Annotated in this window: 10 protein-coding genes and 2 rRNA genes; 7 read left to right on the top strand and 5 right to left on the bottom strand. The window is 61.4% G+C overall.

The genetic code is table 11. From position 1 onward, the window contains the following. Positions 1–307 precede the first annotated feature (307 nt). Together ABI796_RS18045 and rrf are read left to right on the top strand one after the other, a co-directional pair. Positions 308–3461, top strand: a 23S ribosomal RNA gene (locus ABI796_RS18045). Positions 3462–3589: 128 nt separating this feature from the next. Beyond that, positions 3590–3706, top strand: a 5S ribosomal RNA gene (gene rrf / locus ABI796_RS18040). Positions 3707–3782: 76 nt separating this feature from the next. Here the strand turns inward: rrf and ABI796_RS18035 are convergent. After that, a complete protein-coding gene (locus ABI796_RS18035; RefSeq protein WP_141284853.1) occupies positions 3783–4799 on the bottom strand; it encodes a patatin-like phospholipase family protein in 1017 nt (338 codons plus the stop codon). Positions 4800–5000: 201 nt separating this feature from the next. Here ABI796_RS18035 and ABI796_RS18030 point away from each other — a divergent pair, with 201 nt between their 5' ends. From ABI796_RS18030 to ABI796_RS18010, 5 genes are all read left to right on the top strand, one after another. Then, positions 5001–5576 carry a GNAT family N-acetyltransferase gene (locus tag ABI796_RS18030; protein WP_141284855.1) on the top strand — a complete coding sequence of 192 codons (576 nt, stop codon included), beginning with the start codon at positions 5001–5003 and terminating at the stop codon, positions 5574–5576. Positions 5577–5804: 228 nt separating this feature from the next. Continuing rightward, positions 5805–6092: an HU family DNA-binding protein gene (locus ABI796_RS18025; protein WP_011776355.1), complete on the top strand. Its 288-nt coding sequence runs from the start codon at positions 5805–5807 to the stop codon at positions 6090–6092. 123 nt (positions 6093–6215) lie between these two features. Beyond that, entirely contained in the window at positions 6216–8489 is a 2274-nt protein-coding gene (locus tag ABI796_RS18020) for a cytochrome c oxidase assembly protein (protein WP_373091912.1), read from the top strand. Next, positions 8489–10462 carry an NHL domain-containing thioredoxin family protein gene (locus tag ABI796_RS18015; RefSeq protein WP_141284857.1) on the top strand — a complete coding sequence of 658 codons (1974 nt, stop codon included), beginning with the start codon at positions 8489–8491 and terminating at the stop codon, positions 10460–10462. The genes ABI796_RS18020 and ABI796_RS18015 overlap by 1 nt, the downstream gene beginning before the upstream one ends. Positions 10463–10677: 215 nt before the next feature. After that, positions 10678–11514, top strand: a complete 837-nt coding sequence (locus ABI796_RS18010; RefSeq protein WP_141284859.1) for a type IV toxin-antitoxin system AbiEi family antitoxin domain-containing protein — start codon at positions 10678–10680, stop codon at positions 11512–11514. 116 nt (positions 11515–11630) lie between these two features. Here the strand turns inward: ABI796_RS18010 and ABI796_RS18005 are convergent, their stop codons facing one another. From ABI796_RS18005 to ABI796_RS17990, 4 genes are all read right to left on the bottom strand, one after another. Beyond that, on the bottom strand, positions 11631–12659 hold the full coding sequence (locus ABI796_RS18005; RefSeq protein ID WP_141284861.1) for a hypothetical protein: 1029 nt from the start codon (positions 12657–12659) through the stop codon (positions 11631–11633). A 115-nt stretch (positions 12660–12774) separates the two neighbouring features. Next, positions 12775–14505, bottom strand: a complete 1731-nt coding sequence (locus tag ABI796_RS18000; RefSeq protein ID WP_174754573.1) for a helicase HerA-like domain-containing protein — start codon at positions 14503–14505, stop codon at positions 12775–12777. A gap of 9 nt (positions 14506–14514) precedes the next feature. After that, positions 14515–15033 (bottom strand): GNAT family N-acetyltransferase, encoded by a 519-nt coding sequence (locus ABI796_RS17995; protein ID WP_141284865.1) that lies wholly within the window; start codon positions 15031–15033, stop codon positions 14515–14517. A gap of 56 nt (positions 15034–15089) precedes the next feature. After that, the gene (locus tag ABI796_RS17990; protein ID WP_141284867.1) at positions 15090–17048 is read right to left on the bottom strand and encodes an FAD/NAD(P)-binding domain-containing protein; all 1959 of its coding nucleotides are present in this window, start codon (positions 17046–17048) and stop codon (positions 15090–15092) included. Positions 17049–17245 lie beyond the last annotated feature (197 nt).

Genomic DNA, 17245 nt, shown 5'->3' with positions numbered 1-17245 from the left:
TTGTGTTTGGCGCACTGTTGGGTCCTGAGGCAACAGGACCTTTTTGCAGCAATGCATGGGGGCACTTCTGGTGTTTCTTTTGTTCCTGCGGCCGGTTCCTCTGGTCACCGTTGAGCGGCTACTCCTTTTGTTGGGGTGGTTGTGGTGGTTGGGGGTGTGGTTGACGGGGTTGTTGTTTGAGAACTACATAGTGGACGCGAGCATCTGAAACACACGCCTTTTTGGTGTGTGTTTCTACAGCAATTTCTTATGAATGAACCTGGCCCTTGTGGTCATGGTTCTCTCGAGTAAGTTTTTGATCTTGTGTGGTCAAGTTTTTAAGGGCACACGGTGGATGCCTTGGCATTAGGAGCCGAAGAAGGACGTAGGAATCTGCGATAAGCCTGGGGGAGTTGATAACCGAGCGTTGATCCCAGGATGTCCGAATGGGGAAACCCCGCACAACGCTGTCATGGTGATTGTGTGACCCGCATCTGAACACATAGGGTGCGTGGGGGGAACGCGGGGAAGTGAAACATCTCAGTACCCGCAGGAAGAGAAAACAATAGTGATTCCGTTAGTAGTGGCGAGCGAACGCGGATCAGGCTAAACCGTTTCCATGTGTGATAGCCGGCGGGCGTTGCATGGGCGGGGTTGTGGGACTTTCCGTTCTGGTTCTGCCGGACCAGTGAGGTGAGGTGCAGGCATAGGTGAACGGTCTTGAAAGGCCGGCCAGAGAGGGTGTGAGCCCCGTAACCGTAATGTTGTGCACGGCCTGGGGAGTATCCCAAGTAGCACGGGGCCCGAGAAATCCCGTGCGAATCTGTCAGGACCACCTGATAAGCCTAAATACTTCCTAATGACCGATAGCGGACCAGTACCGTGAGGGAAAGGTGAAAAGTACCCCGGGAGGGGAGTGAAACAGTACCTGAAACCGTGTGCTTACAATCCGTCGGAGCAGTCGTGAGTAATCACAAGTAACTGTGACGGCGTGCCTTTTGAAGAATGAGCCTGCGAGTTAGTGTTACGTCGCGAGGTTAACCCGTGTGGGGTAGCCGTAGCGAAAGCGAGTCTGAATAGGGCGAGTGTAGTGGCGTGATCTAGACCCGAAGCGGAGTGATCTACCCATGGCCAGGTTGAAGCGACGGTAAGACGTCGTGGAGGACCGAACCCACTTCAGTTGAAAATGGAGGGGATGAGCTGTGGGTAGGGGTGAAAGGCCAATCAAACTCCGTGATAGCTGGTTCTCCCCGAAATGCATTTAGGTGCAGCGTTGCGTGTTTCTTGCCGGAGGTAGAGCTACTGGATGGCCGATGGGCCCTACAAGGTTACTGACGTCAGCCAAACTCCGAATGCCGGTAAGTCAGAGCGCAGCAGTGAGACTGTGGGGGATAAGCTTCATAGTCGAGAGGGAAACAGCCCAGACCACCAACTAAGGCCCCTAAGCGTGTGCTAAGTGGGAAAGGATGTGGAGTTGCGAAGACAACCAGGAGGTTGGCTTAGAAGCAGCCATCCTTGAAAGAGTGCGTAATAGCTCACTGGTCAAGTGATTCCGCGCCGACAATGTAGCGGGGCTCAAGTACACCGCCGAAGTTGTGGATTTCACATAATGCCCTAGCCTTCGTGGTTCAGGGGTGTGGAGTGGTAGGGGAGCGTCGTGTGGGCAGTGAAGTCGCGGTGGAAACCAGCGGTGGAGCCTACACGAGTGAGAATGCAGGCATGAGTAGCGAAAGACGGGTGAGAAACCCGTCCGCCGAATGATCAAGGGTTCCAGGGTCAAGCTAATCTGCCCTGGGTAAGTCGGGACCTAAGGCGAGGCCGACAGGCGTAGTCGATGGACAACGGGTTGATATTCCCGTACCGGCGAAAAACCGCCCATGCCAAGCGGGGGATACTAACCGCCCGGAGCCTGCCCGCCCACCCTTGTGGTGTGTGGGTTTTGGCCGAGCGCGGGACCTGATCCCGGGAGGTAAGCGTATTAACAGGTGTGACGCAGGAAGGTAGCCGGGCCGGGCGATGGTTGCCCCGGTCTAAGGATGTAGGGTCAGGGATAGGCAAATCCGTTCCTGTGTGCTTCGAGCACGATCCTGAGATCTGATGGGACCCCCGTATGGGGGGATCCGGTGATCCTATGCTGCCAAGAAAAGCATCGACGCGAGGTTTTAGCCGCCCGTACCCCAAACCGACACAGGTGATCAGGTAGAGAATACCAAGGCGATCGAGAGAATTATGGTTAAGGAACTCGGCAAAATGCCCCCGTAACTTCGGGAGAAGGGGGGCCTGCCCCGTGATGGAGACTTGCTCTCCGTGAGCGGGTGTGGGCCGCAGAGACCAGGGGGAAGCGACTGTTTACTAAAAACACAGGTCCGTGCGAAGTCGCAAGACGATGTATACGGACTGACTCCTGCCCGGTGCTGGAAGGTTAAGAGGACCGGTTAGCCCTTACGGGCGAAGCTGAGAATTTAAGCCCCAGTAAACGGCGGTGGTAACTATAACCATCCTAAGGTAGCGAAATTCCTTGTCGGGTAAGTTCCGACCTGCACGAATGGAGTAACGACTTCCCCGCTGTCTCAACCATAAACTCGGCGAAATTGCAGTACGAGTAAAGATGCTCGTTACGCGCAGCAGGACGGAAAGACCCCGAGACCTTTACTATAGTTTGGTATTGGTGTTCGGAGTGGCTTGTGTAGGATAGGTGGGAGACGTTGAAACCCGGACGCCAGTTCGGGTGGAGTCATCGTTGAAATACCACTCTGGTCACTTTGGACATCTAACTTCGGCCCGTGATCCGGGTCAGGGACAGTGCCTGATGGGTAGTTTAACTGGGGCGGTTGCCTCCTAAAAAGTAACGGAGGCGCCCAAAGGTTCCCTCAGCCTGGTTGGCAATCAGGTGTCGAGTGTAAGTGCACAAGGGAGCTTGACTGTGAGAGAGACATCTCAAGCAGGGACGAAAGTCGGGACTAGTGATCCGGCGGTACATTGTGGAATGGCCGTCGCTCAACGGATAAAAGGTACCTCGGGGATAACAGGCTGATCTTGCCCAAGAGTCCATATCGACGGCATGGTTTGGCACCTCGATGTCGGCTCGTCGCATCCTGGGGCTGGAGTAGGTCCCAAGGGTTGGGCTGTTCGCCCATTAAAGCGGTACGCGAGCTGGGTTTAGAACGTCGTGAGACAGTTCGGTCCCTATCCGCTGCGCGCGCAGGAAATTTGAGAAGGGCTGTCCTTAGTACGAGAGGACCGGGACGGACGAACCTCTGGTGTGTCAGTTGTACTGCCAAGTGCATCGCTGATTAGCTACGTTCGGATGGGATAACCGCTGAAAGCATCTAAGCGGGAAGCTCGCTTCAAGATGAGATTTCCATACACATTATGTGTGAGAGGCCCCCAGCCAGACCACTGGGTTGATAGGCCGGATGTGGAAGCGAGGACTAAAGACTCGTGAAGCTGACCGGTACTAATAGGCCAACAACTTACACCACACAACACACTGCACGCGTCCACTATGTGGTTCCCGAACAACAACCAATGTTCCAGGAACCAACAACTGAATAACAACACCACAGTTGTAACCAAAGATTTCCCACCCCACGGGGTCGGGTAACAGAGTTACGGCGGTCATAGCGTGGGGGAAACGCCCGGTCCCATTCCGAACCCGGAAGCTAAGACCCACAGCGCCGATGGTACTGCACCCGGGAGGGTGTGGGAGAGTAGGACACCGCCGGACAACCATTACAGAAAGGCCCCGACCACCAGGTCGGGGCCCTTCTGCATTTAACCGGTCAGACCGGAGCTTTAACGGCTCATGACCAGAACCGGCTGAGCGGACCGACCAGTTCCCTGCCTTGATGGAAGCCTGCCTGGGCCGCTGCAGGTCGCAGCGAGAGATCCATGGCGTTGGCGCCGAACATGTGCTCCGCTGTACTGTCCGGGAAGACTGTCTCAACCTGGCTGCCGCTGCGGCGCAGTTCGTCTACTTGTGCAGATAATTCCATGCCCCACTCCGCGGGCGTCCTCGTCCGTCCCCCAAACGGTGAGAGCACAAGAACGCGGCTGTACCCGGCCGCGAGGTCAGCATTCTCGGCATTGGTGCGGTAGCCGCCGTCGACATAATGATTGTTGCTGATCGTGTAGGCGAAGCCACTGGCGCAGCTGGCGGCCACAGCGTCAACCAAGGCCACTCCACTGTGGCGATCGAAAACCACGGGTTCGCCGGTGGCCGCGTCCACGGCGGTGAGCAGCACCGGTCGCTCCGGCCACTCCTGCCTTGGCAGTCTGGCCGTGACGGTGGCGCGCCAGCGGGCACTGCAGCCCTCCATAGCCGCGGCCATCTCCATCGCCGCGTTCCCCAACCGTCGCCGCATATCTGCCATGTCCGTAGAGTCCTCAATGACGGTGCGGGTTCGTTCCATATGGTCGGATACGACCCGGGATCCGCTGTGCCGGTCAACACGCGGAACGGCCGAGCCGGAAGCGGAACCATTCACGCCTGTAGCTGCCTGCGGCGCCGTGGCGAGGATGTCATCAAAAAGCTGAGCGGGAGTTGCACCCGCCAACTGGGCCGCCGCCGTCGAACCGGCCGAAGTGCCAACGGTGAGGTCTGCAGTGGTGACGTCCAATCCGGCGTCGAAAAGGCCGGCGACAATGCCGATCAGCCAAGCATTGCCCGTGGACCCGCCGCCGCCGAGGATCAGCGCCCGCCGGCCGGTTGGCACCCTGTTTGAGGCGTCCACTGTTCCTTGGCTGCGGTGCAGCCCCGATTGCTTGAAACCCGGGGACTCAGTGAGGTCAGTGAAGTGTGAAGAAGAAGTGTTGTTCATGGGAGTCGCCTTTCGCGAATTGCGTGTTCGGCGCTCCCGGTGGCGGCTATCTCAGCCGCGGGATCGTGGACAGGGGAGCGCCCATTGTGGATACAGCGTTCATGGGACTCACCTCCTGTTGAATAATCACGATCATCGAAAAGCTATCACTGGGTTGAAGTGTGCGCAATCGTCGGCGTGGGACACCGATAGAGTCCAGAGATGAGTCTCATGCGCAACCTGGACAATTCATCGCTGGGCGTATCGCCTGGCGAGGACGACCGTCAGTGTCTCCTGCGCCCGGTTGAACTCTCAGACGCGTCCGCCGTGGCCGCTGCTTACCGGCGGAACCGTCAGCACCTGGCACCCTGGGAACCAGCCAGACCCGAGGAGTTCTTCACCGCCGCGGGGCAGGAAGCGGTAATACAAGCCAAGCTGAAGCAGTATCAACTGGGCACGGAAGTACCGTGGGTTGTGACCACTCCACGGGGAATAGCCGGGATGGTCACGCTCTCCGGAATTGTCCGGGGACCATTCTTGAGTGCCAACCTCGGCTACTGGATTGACCAGGCATGCACCGGCAACGGCCTCGCGGCAGGTGCGGTCGCCGCCGTCGTGAGTATGGCCACCAAAGAACTGAACCTGCATCGAATCCAGGCCGCAACCCTTCCCCACAACGCGGCCTCTCAAGCAGTGCTGAGGAAGTCGGCTTTCCAGCAGATAGGGGTGGCGCCGTCCTATCTTCAGATAGCCGGCGAATGGCAGGACCACGTGTTGTTCCAACGCATTCTGTTCTAACCGGGGCGCCGCACGGCGGCCAGCGAAGTGCCCATCCCAACGCCGTAGGGTACGCCAAGGGCGTAAAGCAGTCCTAAAAACCCTGAAAATCCGGTGATTTTGGTCAAAAAGGCGCGGAAACACGCGGAATTTGCTGGCCATGCCAGCCCAAGCTGGTAAGTTTTCGAACAGTGGCTTGCTCGCATTCCGCTTGAAAGCTCAAAAACGTATGAGTCCAGGAGGACGTAAATGGCTAAGAACCGTAGTGAACTCGTTGCAGAGGTAGCAGGCAAGGCTGGCACCAGCCAGGCAGCAGTCAACTCCGTGCTCGATGCACTGTTCGAAGTTTTCGAGACTTCTGTTGCCGCTGGCGAAAAGATCACCATCCCGGGCTGGCTCGCAGTTGAGCGCACCGACCGTGCAGCCCGCACCGGCCGCAACCCGCAGACCGGCGAAACCATCCAGATCGCAGCTGGCCACAGCGTCAAGCTGACCGCTGGCTCCAAGCTGAAGGCTGCTGTCGCCAAGAAGAAGTAACTACTCTTCGGCGAACGCCTTTGAAGGGACGGCAACCAACTGGTTGCCGTCCCTTTTGTTAGTTAATGCACATAGCACCTCTTCCGATTCGCAGCCCGGCGGCAGGTAGCGGACAATGGATAAGTGCCATCAGCAAGAAGCTCCGCTACTGCCCCTTCGCCTGTTCCCAAACCGGGAGCGCGGGGAGGCACTACAGACGCGGGCATTTCCCTGCCATGGCAACTGGCGGGTCTGGCGGCGTTGTTCCTGGCCCTCGCGGCGGCCCTCATCTTCTCCGGTGCCTCAGCTGCCCGGCAGGTCTCGGACCCCGGTGAACTGGTCCGTTGGGGCCTTCCCATTGCCAAGGCCATCCACAACGTGTCAGTGGCAACGGTTGTTGGCGGACTGATCTTTGCCGTAGGGATCCTGCCCAAAAACATCGGCGGATCCCGGTCCCGTGAAAAGGACATTGACGCGCCGGAACACCCCGCTTTTGCCAAGGCCTTGGCGGTAGCGGCTGCAGCCGGCGCAGCCTGGACGCTGTCCGCCGTCGCGGTCCTCGTTCTGACGTACGCAGACGTAGCAGGGCAAGGGCTCTCCGGGGACGCTGAGTTCACGCGCTCCCTGGTCTACTTCATGACGGACATCGAGACCGGCAAGGCATGGCTCGCGGTCACCATCATCGCCGCCGTCGTCACCACAGCCCTGTTCGGAGTGCGGTCCCTGACAGGTTTGGCCTTCACCCTCCTGCTGGCACTGATCGGCCTGATTCCCACAGCACTGATAGGTCACTCCTCCAGTTCAAGTGACCATGAGGGTGCCATCAATTCCCTGGGCCTCCACCTGGTGGGTGTTTCAACGTGGGTGGGCGGCATCATCATGCTTGCGGTGCTCTCCGGCATTCTTACGGGTTCCAGGAACAAGGGAACACCGGACATCACCGAGCAAACCCTGCGCCGCTTCTCTGCACTGGCCGGGTTCGCCTTTGTCCTGGTATTCGCTTCGGGTGTCATCAACGCCGCCATCCGGGTGACGAACCCCGCTGATCTCTTCGGCTCGGCCTATGGCCAGCTCATTATTGCGAAGTCCTTGGCCACGCTGGTGCTGGGCGGGATCGGATTCATGCACCGCCAGTGGGTTATCCCCCAGCTTGGCAAGAACGGTTCCATGTCAGCCCGCCGCGTGCTGTGGCAGCTGGTACTGGTTGAGCTGCTGGTGATGGGCGCGACGTCGGGACTCGCCGTTGCCCTCGGACGTTCGGCACCGCCTCAGCCCACCACGTACGCGCCCGATGCTTCACCGTCGTTCATTCTCTCCGGCTACGAACTCCCGCCTGAGCTCACCCCGGAACGCTGGTTGACTGAATGGCGCCTTGACTGGCTGTGGGTGGGCGTAGCCCTGTTCGGAGCTGTTTCCTACATCCTCGGCATCATCAAGGTCCGTAAGCGTGGCGACAAATGGTCGTGGTTCCGGACTACTAACTGGCTGATCGGTCTGGTGGTGCTCACCTACATCACCTCCGGTCCGCCCGCCGTCTACGGACGCGTGCTGTTCTCCGCCCACATGGTGGATCACATGGCCCTGACCATGGTGGCTCCTATCTTCCTGGTCCTTGGTTCCCCCGTAACCCTTGCTTTGCGGGCACTGCCGGCCCGAGGCGAAGGTGCCCACGGATCACGGGGGCTGCGCGAATGGCTGCTGCTGTTTGTGCACTCAAAGTTCTCGCAGATCGTGACACACCCGTTGTTCGCCGCTGCCAACTTTGCGGGCTCGATCGTCCTGTTCTACTACTCAGACCTGTTCAGCCTGGCAATGCGCGAGCACGTGGGCCACGAACTCATGAACGTGCACTTCCTGCTGACCGGCTACATCTTTGTGTTGAGCATGATCGGCAGCGATCCTCTGCCGCGCCGCGCGCCCTACCCCATGCGCCTGCTGCTTCTGCTGGCAACCATGGGCTTCCACGCATTCTTCGGCGTGGCCATCATGGGCGGCACCGGACTGCTGGCTGCTGACTACTTTGGAAACCTCGGCAGGACCTGGGGCCCGTCGGCCATCGGGGACCAGCAAATGGGTGGTGCAGTGGCCTGGGGTATCGGCGAGGTCCCCACTTTGCTGGTGGCAATCGGCGTCGCTGTCATGTGGTCCCGCTCGGACGAACGGGAGACCCGCCGGGTGGATCGGGCCGCCGACAGGAATAACGACGCCGATCTCAGTGCTTATAACGATATGTTTGCCCGGCTCGCTGACCGTGATGCCAAGATGTCGAATCGAAATACCCAGGCAGCCAGGACGCCCCAGGCATCCACAGCCACCCAGGCATCCACGGCTACCCAGGCCGAACGCAGCAACGCCGAACGCACCACCATGGACCCTGCCGGGCAGGCCGAACCGAACACCAAGCTGGAAGGACGCTGATGAGCGAAACCGTACGTACCCAACACCGGGTCCGGGCCTCCGAACTGGAGGGCCGCGGCTGGCTCAACACGGGTGGGAAATCCTTGGACCTCGAGTCCCTGCGCGGCAAGATCGTGCTGCTGGATTTCTGGACCTTCTGCTGCATCAACTGCCTGCACGTGCTGGACGAGCTGCGCCCGCTTGAGGAAAAGTACTCGGACGTATTGGTGACCGTAGGCGTGCACTCGCCCAAGTTCGAACACGAGGCAGATCCCGTTGCGCTGGCGTCTGCCGTTGAGCGCTACGAAATCCACCACCCGGTGCTGGATGACCCCGAGCTGGCAACGTGGAAGGCGTACACCGCCCGTGCATGGCCAACCTTGGTGGTCATTGACCCCGAGGGCTACATCGTGGCCCACCTCTCCGGCGAGGGCCATGCGGGCGGTCTTGCCGTCCTCCTGGAGGAACTCGTGGCTGAGCACGAGGCCAAGGGCACCCTCCACCGCGGCAACGGACCATACGTGGCTCCGGAGCCGACGTCGGGCACTTTGCGGTTCCCCGGGAAGGCCACCCAGCTGCCCAACGGCAACTACCTTGTGGTGGATTCCGGCCATCACCGCCTGGTAGAGCTCCGTCCCGACCTTGAAACGGTTGAGCGCCTTATTGGCTCCGGCACCAAGGGCTTCCTGGACGGAGAATCGGAGATCGCCCAGTTCAACGAACCCCAGGGCGTGACTCTTCTGCCGGCGGAATTGGCGGAGAAGCTTGGCTACGACGCCGTTGTTGCCGATACTGTCAACCATCGCCTGCGTGGCGTCACGCTGAGTTCCGGCTACGTGCAGACCCTCGCAGGCAACGGCGTTCAGCGTTTGCTCGACGCCGGTCCCGCGCGGGTGACGGACACCGGTGCCGGAACGTGGTCTGAACATCACGACGGCGGTCCGGCTGACTTCGCTGCCGACGCGATCGACGTCGGTGCGCTGGGTTTGGGCACCGAAGTTTCACTGTCCTCCCCGTGGGACGTTGTGTGGAGCGAAAAGCTTCAACGCGTAGTGATCGCCATGGCAGGAACCCACCAGATCTTCGCCTTTGACCCCTTGGCCAACGAGGTTTCCATCCTCGCCGGTTCCGGACTCGAGGGCCTGCTGGATGGCAAAGCCGAGGAAGCCTGGTTCGCCCAGTCGTCCGGCTTGGCGATCGATGGCGAAGACAACATCTGGGTTGCTGACTCGGAGACCTCCTCCTTGCGTCGCTTAGTGGTCAATGATTCGGGCGTGACCGTGGAAACGGCCGTGGGCAAGGGCCTGTTCGATTTCGGGTTCCGCGATGGCAAGGCCGATGAAGCACGCCTGCAGCACCCCTTGGGCGTCACGGTTCTACCGGACAATTCGGTAGCCATTGCCGATACCTACAACGGTGCCGTACGCCGCTACGACCCCGCCACAAAGTCTGTTTCCACCTTGGCCAGGGGCCTCGCTGAGCCGAGCGACGTCGTCGTGGTCCAGGTTGAAGGCAGCGATCCGCTGCTGGTGGTTGTTGAGTCCAACAAGCACCAACTGGTCCTGGTTCCCATTCCCAAGGAAGCCCTGCAAGTGGATGAGGGAGCCTCGCAGACGCACCGTCCCAAGAGCCCGGTGACCCCCGGTACCCTGGAGCTCGCGGTGCGTTTCAAAGCTCCTACAGGACAGAAACTGGATGACCGTTGGGGTGATCCTACGCAGCTGAAGATCTCTTCCACCCCTCCGGAACTCCTGGTTTCCGGCGGCGGCACCTCTGTGGGCTTGCTCCGTACCCTTGAACTCTCTGCTGATGTTCCAGAGGGCATCCTTCACATCACGGCCCGCGCGGCCGCATGCGATGGTCCCGAAACTGAGGACGGCGAGATTCCGGACCACGCGGCCTGCCACCTCTACCAGCAGGACTGGGGCATTCCCGTGATCCTGCAGGCCGATGGTGAGTCCGAGCTGGTGCTGGACCTGCGCGGCATGGACTAAACACTCTGCATGGACTAAACACTCGGCTTGGACTAAACACTCGGCTTGGACCAAAAATTCACAGCTGGATTGGCCCGGGCTGACCTCCCAGGAGGTCTGCCCGGGCCTTTTTGCGCCCAAGGAGCCCTGAAACGTGGGCTGACGGAGGATCCGGGTTGTCCACATAGCTCATTGTGGCCGTGCCGTCCCCATGGCTGGCACCGCAGGCTGGAGGGATGGAACCAGAGGAAGCGCTGCGACGATTGGGTGGCGTGGCTCGTCGGCCGGCCATAACCAACCTCGGCGTCACCGACGCGGAATTGAGACGCGCCACCCGCAGAGGCGTTCTCCAGCCCGCGCGAGGGGTGTATGCCTTGGCCTCGGCTGATGCCGCCCAGATCGGCCTGGTTGTTAACCGCCAGTTGCTCACGTGCATGAGCGCGGCTGGTTTCTACAACCTTTGGGTGCTGGGGAGCAGTGATTCCGTGCATGTGCACCAGGCCCGTGGAGATGCCGGGGGCACAGCAATTCTTCACCGTGGGCTGCTGTTGCCTGCCCACCCATACCGCCCCGTAGCTTCCCTGGCCGATGTGCTGATACATGCTTTGCGCTGCCTGCCGTGGACCGGGGCCTTGGTGATGGTGGAGTGCGCCGTGCGCCGGGGCGACATGACAGTGGACTTCCTGCTGCGACGCCTTGAGGGCAGAAGGAACGGCAAAGCCCGGGCTGTCCTTGCATGGGTGGACCGCGGAGCGGAATCGCTGTTGGAGACGTTGGCCAGAACCCATTTCCGGCAGGCAGGGATCAGGGTGGAAACACAGTTCTACCTGGAGGGAGTGGGCTATGTGGATCTGATCCTGGAGGGCTGGTTGCTGGTGGAGCTTGATGGTAGTCACCACTCTGACTGGGCCCAGGTCAAAAAGGACCATCGCCGAGGGAATGTCTCAGCTGTGAAGGGCTACACAGTGCTCCGCTACTACTACTCCGACGTTGTCCATCGCCCTGAAAAGATGGTTCAGGAGGTCTTGGCGGTGCTGGCACGAGGGAAACCGCACAAGAGGCCGTCACGCTGAGCAAGTTATTGCCTGGTCAGGAGAAGCGCACCCGCGGGAATCCAAGGAACTGGGGTGCAAGCGCGGCCAATAAGTTGCGGGGCGTGACGCAAAGGGCCAAGTCGGGAAGCCAGGGCCTAGAAAGTCAGCATCGGGGTGACCGTCACGGTGTCAGGGCCCACGTCCAACTGTGTGGTGAAGCTGAAATCGTGCTCCACGTTGAGGTCATTGACGAACCCGGTGAAGAGGTTGATCTCCCTGGCGGTCAGTGTGGCCTTGCCGTTGAGCGGGGCCACTACCCATTTGCCGCCGAACGGCTCAATGGTGATCTTGGGGTACTCGCTGATGGCCCACTTGATGGTTCCGTCCACCACCCTGGCGTTGCTGGCGTGATAGAACGGGCAGTCCGGTTGCAGCCGTTGTTGTTCGGTGGCTTGCGCTGCGCAGCTGTCCAGGAACTCCCGGACCTTTCCGGCCACAGCTTCGTTCATGGCTTTGGTGGACCGCGTCTGCAGGTTCAAGGGAGCCTGGCCGCCGTCGCGCGTTGAAACAAGTGCCGAAGCTGGAGGGGCTTCGAAGTAGGTGCCGTTCAGGCTTGCCTCGTACTTGCCGGGGAAGAAAACGGCAAAGTTGTTGCGGCCGTTGGGCATGTTCACGGGTACGCCGTTGAGGGTGGCCTCGCTGGCGTTGACAACGGTCACTTCTATAGTGGGCAGAGTGGTGGGGACAAAGGCCCATTTGGCGAAGAACAGCCACTGCGTCCCGGTCCGTTCCATGAGGAATTCGGTGTGGAGACGGCTGCCGTCCAGGGTGTAGTCCACCGGCACGGCCATGCGGTTGTTACCCCGGGGTTCCGGGTTTCCCACCTTGATATCGGACATCTTGGAGGCGGCAGTCTGGAGTGCCGTGCCATCCAGCATGGCGGCGTTGGCATTGGGAACTTTTGCCCGCAGCAAGCCCAATGCTTGCTCGCCCTCGCCGTGTTGCAGGGCATCCAGATATTCCTTGACGGGCTGTTGAGGACTGGCCACGGAGGAGCTCACCAAGTTGATGCACACGATGGCTCCGGCGGCAGCAAGCATCAGACCGAGCAGCCATCCGGCTGCGGTCTTGACGAACGCTTGACTCAACTGCACGCCCTTTACGTTACCTGCCACGGCAGCCAACACCGTGCAGGAAGACGTCCGAACGACTTATATCCACCGATTGGAGAAGGCGCGACGGCGGGTGGCAGCAACCGCTGCTGCTACCCGGCGTCGTGGTTCCGGCCGTCAAACAAGACTAGCGGCGACGCCTCGAGGACGTGCCGAAGACCCCGCGCATGAGGTCGCGGCCAAGCTGTGTGCCCATGGACCGGACCATGCTTTTGAGCCCGCCGCCCAGCGCTCCACCAAGCGCTCCACCGAGGGCGCCGGCGATGTCGCCGAACATTCCGTCCTGTGGAGATTGCTGTGGTGCCGGAGCCGGGACGGGAGGAGCAGACGGTGCGGGGAAGGGCTCCGGTGAGGAGGACCGTGAGCTGGGGCGGCCGAGGATTTCTTCTTCGATCCGGCGTGCCTCGGCATCGATGTCCGCCTGCGAAGCCGGTGAACCCGCAGAAGCCCCGGAAGTGGACGGCACCGGGGGCAGCCCGGGCGCGGCGTCTCCGGTAGGTGCGGCTGCCTGGCCCGTGAGTTTTTCGTACGCGGAGAGGTTGTCCACGGCGGTGCCGTACTTGACCAGTAAGGAGGACGCAGCAACGGTGCTCTGAATGAGTTCATCAGTGCTGGGACCCATCACGGACTCGGGTGCACGGAGCCGGGTCAGGGCGACGGGCGTGGGTGCGCCTTTCTCGTTCATCACGGTGATGACGGCCTCGCCGATGCCCGCGGAGGTGAGTGTCTCTTCGAGATCGTAATCGCTGACCGGGAAGGTGGACACCGTGGCTTTGAGGGCCTTGGCATCTTCCGGGGTGAAGGCGCGCAGGGCGTGCTGGACGCGGTTGGCCAGCTGGCCGAGGACGTCGGCCGGAACGTCCTTGGGGGTCTGGGTAACAAAGAAGATGCCCACGCCTTTGGAGCGGATGAGGCGCACCGTGGTGGTGATGGCTTCAAGGAAGGCTTTGGAGGCGCCGTTGAAGAGCAGGTGTGCCTCGTCAAGGAAGAAGACGAGCTTGGGCTTATCAAGGTCCCCGGCCTCGGGCAGGTCCTCGAAGAGATCGGCCAGGAGCCACATGAGGAACGTGGAGAACAGCAGCGGTTTGGTTTGCAGGGTGGGCAGCTCGAGGCAGCTGATGACCCCGCGGCCGTCCGGTGCGGTGCGGAGGAGCTCAGCGGTGTCGAACTCCGGCTCGCCGAAGAACTTCTCCATGCCTTGGGCTTCCAAACCAACCAGCTCGCGCAGGATCACCCCGGCTGTGGCTTTGGACAGTCCACCAAGGTCTGCGAGCTCGGCTTTGCCTTCGTCCGAGGTGAGGAACTGGATGACCGCCCTCAGGTCTTTGAGGTCAACCAGTTCCAGGTTGTTCTTGTCCGCGAAATGGAAGATGAGCTGGAGGCTGGATTCCTGGGTGTCGTTGAGGTCCATGATGCGGGAGAGCAGGATGGGGCCGAACGAGGTGATGGTTGCCCGGACGGGGATCCCGTGCCCGTCGCCGCCCAGCGAGAGGAACTCAACCGGAAAGTTTTTGGCCTGCCAGTCCTGCCCAAGCGCCTGCGTGCGTGCGGTCAGCTTTTCGCTACCGGTGGCGGGAGTCGCCAGGCCGGACAGATCACCTTTGATGTCCGCGAGGAAAACCGGAACACCCGCGGTGGATAACTGCTCGGCGATCATGTGCAGGGTGACCGTCTTGCCGGTACCGGTAGCGCCGGCCACCAGCCCGTGCCGGTTCATCATGGCCAGGGGCAGCCGGACCTGCGCTTCCTTGTGGATCTCGCCGTCAACGATCGCCGCTCCCAGCTCGATGGTGGCACCTTCAAGGGTGTACCCCTGGGCGATAGTGGCGAGTTTTTCGGCAGTCGTCTTCTTGGCCATGCGCATAGCTTAGCTCTGCACGGGAAGATCCTTGCTGAAGGCCAAGTGCTTGATGTCTTCGGGGTCCGCGGCGAGGTCGAACAGCGCTTTGTAGCCGGTGGCGAGGTAGAGGTTCTTGGCCTCCGGCTGGCGCGGCCCGGTGGTGAGGTAGAGCTTCCGGTAGCCCCGGCGTCGAGCTTCATTTTCCAGTTCCGTGAGCACCCTCCGGGCCAAACCGCGCCGGCGATGGGCCGAATGCGTCCAGATCCGCTTCAGTTCAGCGGTGTGCTGGTCGTAGCGCCGGAACGCGCCGCCAGCCACGGACTCGCCGTTTTCCTGGATGATGATCAGCGCGCCGTGCGGGGCTTCGAATTCCTCGGCCGGGTAACGGTTCAGTTCTTCCGCTGCCCCTTCGCTGCTGAACAGGTCCCCGTAGCGGGTGTTGTATTCGACCGCGAGCTCGTCAAGGAGCGGACGAACGCGGGGATCGCGCATGGGCAGTTTGAGGACGGTGAGGCCCGACGTCGGCAGGGTTGGCGTTGTGGTCATGTCAGGCCTTTCGTAGGTGGATCCCAAGAACGTAGTAAGTCGCGTCGAGTGAGGGCTCACAACGACGTTAATTGCGACGCAGCTGGGCGGGTGGCGGCAACTGTGGACAGGATCCGGCGTGCCAGGGCGTCGTTTTCCCGGAAGGGTGCTGCATTGGTGTTGGGGCGGGCAAACGCTCCCGCGCCCCATCCGGACGTCCACGGCCCCACCGCGAACAGGCCCTTCTGAGCAGTTGCAACAGGAGAGAGAACCTGGTGATTCCCGGAGACCAGCAGTTTGCCGGTTGAATGGGAGCCTTCGGAGGTGAGGAGCCTTTGCTCGGTGCCCCATCCGGCGTGGTGCAGGTCCAATAGCGCGGGATTCGCAGAACGTTCCACTGAGGCAGAGGGAAGCCGCGCCTCAATGTACGCGGACGCATCCACCACAACGGGGGACTGGAACGTCCCGGCCACGAACCTGCCCATGGAATCGTCCGTGCGGACCCACATGCCAGGGCCCAGGAACTTCAGGAGCCCGGCCCTGTGCAGTGCCAGCATTTCCCGTAACCGGTGCGCGGGCGGCCCGGAGTCCACAAAGCTGAAGAAGCCGTGCCACCAACCGTGGATGGTTTGTTGGGAACGCGCGTTGAGCCGCTCCTGCGGGACCAACCGCCCCAAGTCCATGTACACGTACAACAAGGCGGTGAACAGGGCGAGGGTCTCGGAATGGTCCGGACTGGTCCTGAGGTTCAGATCGTGCTGGATGTAGGCGGCCACGGAGCGCTGGACGGTCTCATGGTCCGCAAAAGCGCAGCCGCTCAGGGGGTGGTCCAGTTTCTCGAGGTCCAGAAGCAGTGCGGGATCCCGCACGGAGAACGCCGCCAGTTCTTCCCGTTCAGCGCTGTACCAGTCAACGGCGTCGAACCTGGCCTCGAAGCTGGCCCACGTACCCACCACCCGCGACGGGTAGCCGGTGAACAGCTCGCGGTAGTAGGCGTAGCCGGCGTCTTTGGCGATCAAGGGCCACAGGTGGGTACGGAAATCGAGTTCCTGGTGCGTGGCCAACAGAGCATCAATGGCGAACGCCGTGAAGTACCGCGGACGGGCAACAGGTTCGCCCCGCAGAACGGAGGAGATCTTGGAGTGGTACGGCACTCCGCGTCGCGAACCTGCCCAGACCCGGGGCTCGGCGCCGGAAGGCACGTAGTCCAGGCCGCCGTCGGGCCTTTCCTCAAAGCGGCCGCCGCGCCCCTCGAACAGCAGCACCATCAGGTCCACGAACGCGAGCCCCATGCCGGAAACGATCACGTCCTGCCCGGGCTCAATCGCGGAGTAGTCCACGTCCGTGGTGTACGACGGCGGCGCATGGAACCCGCCGTGCCGGGCAGCGAACTCGCTGAGGCGGGCGGATTCGGGATCGGGAACAGAGTCGGTGTGGCCCAGCGCGTACACCACGACGTCGGCAACCACCTCGGTGCCGGAGGCCAGCTGCACATGGTGAGGGGCGTCGTCGTGCGTTTCAGTTGAGGCCGCGCCGCTGTCCGCGGAAGAACGCACGACGCCGGTGGCGGTGTCGCGGTGAACAGTCACTTTCGCATCCGGGCCAAGGTTGCTGACTGCCCGGCGGTAGAACCATTCAAGGTACTTGCTTTGCAATTGCCGTGTGGGAAAGGACGAAGGGGTCAGTGCGCGGAGCTGGTCCAGCAGGTGCGGCTCCAACGCCGGGACATCGCGGATACTGCCATCCAGTACCCCTGCCGCCCATGTGGACAGCCCTGGTCCCTCAACGGGTGGGCCCTCGCACGCCACTGAGGCATCGGTGAACATGGTGACGTCTGCGGCGGTGGAGTTCAGCAGCAGCCCGGGATCCTGGTCATAGCGCCAGATCCTCCCGGAACCGGGTTCATGGGGTTCGATGACATGAATCTCCAAGGGCCCGGCAAACAGCGCGGGACGGTTGGCAGCGAGCCGCTCAAGAACGCCGGCCGTGCGCGGGCCGCCGCCGATGAAGGCGATGGCGGGTACTCGTGACGGCATGGGATCTCCTGAAGCAGTGGTTTGTGATGCCCAATCTAAGGACGATTGGGGCTGCTGGTCGAGGCGGCGGTAACCGCCGTTCACCACACGTCACGCAGCGTTAACGAGCGCAAAATCCCGACGCATATGGCCTCTGGTGACGGCCATTGTGACGCCGTGCGAACTCCTGCGAAGCCCCGCGAAGTCCAGTGAAGAAG

The organism is Paenarthrobacter aurescens, assembly GCF_041549525.1.
Lineage (GTDB): Bacteria > Actinomycetota > Actinomycetes > Actinomycetales > Micrococcaceae > Arthrobacter > Arthrobacter aurescens.
The sequence above is the reverse complement of the archived record's forward strand: the minus strand, read 5'-3'. Positions and strand labels throughout refer to the sequence as shown.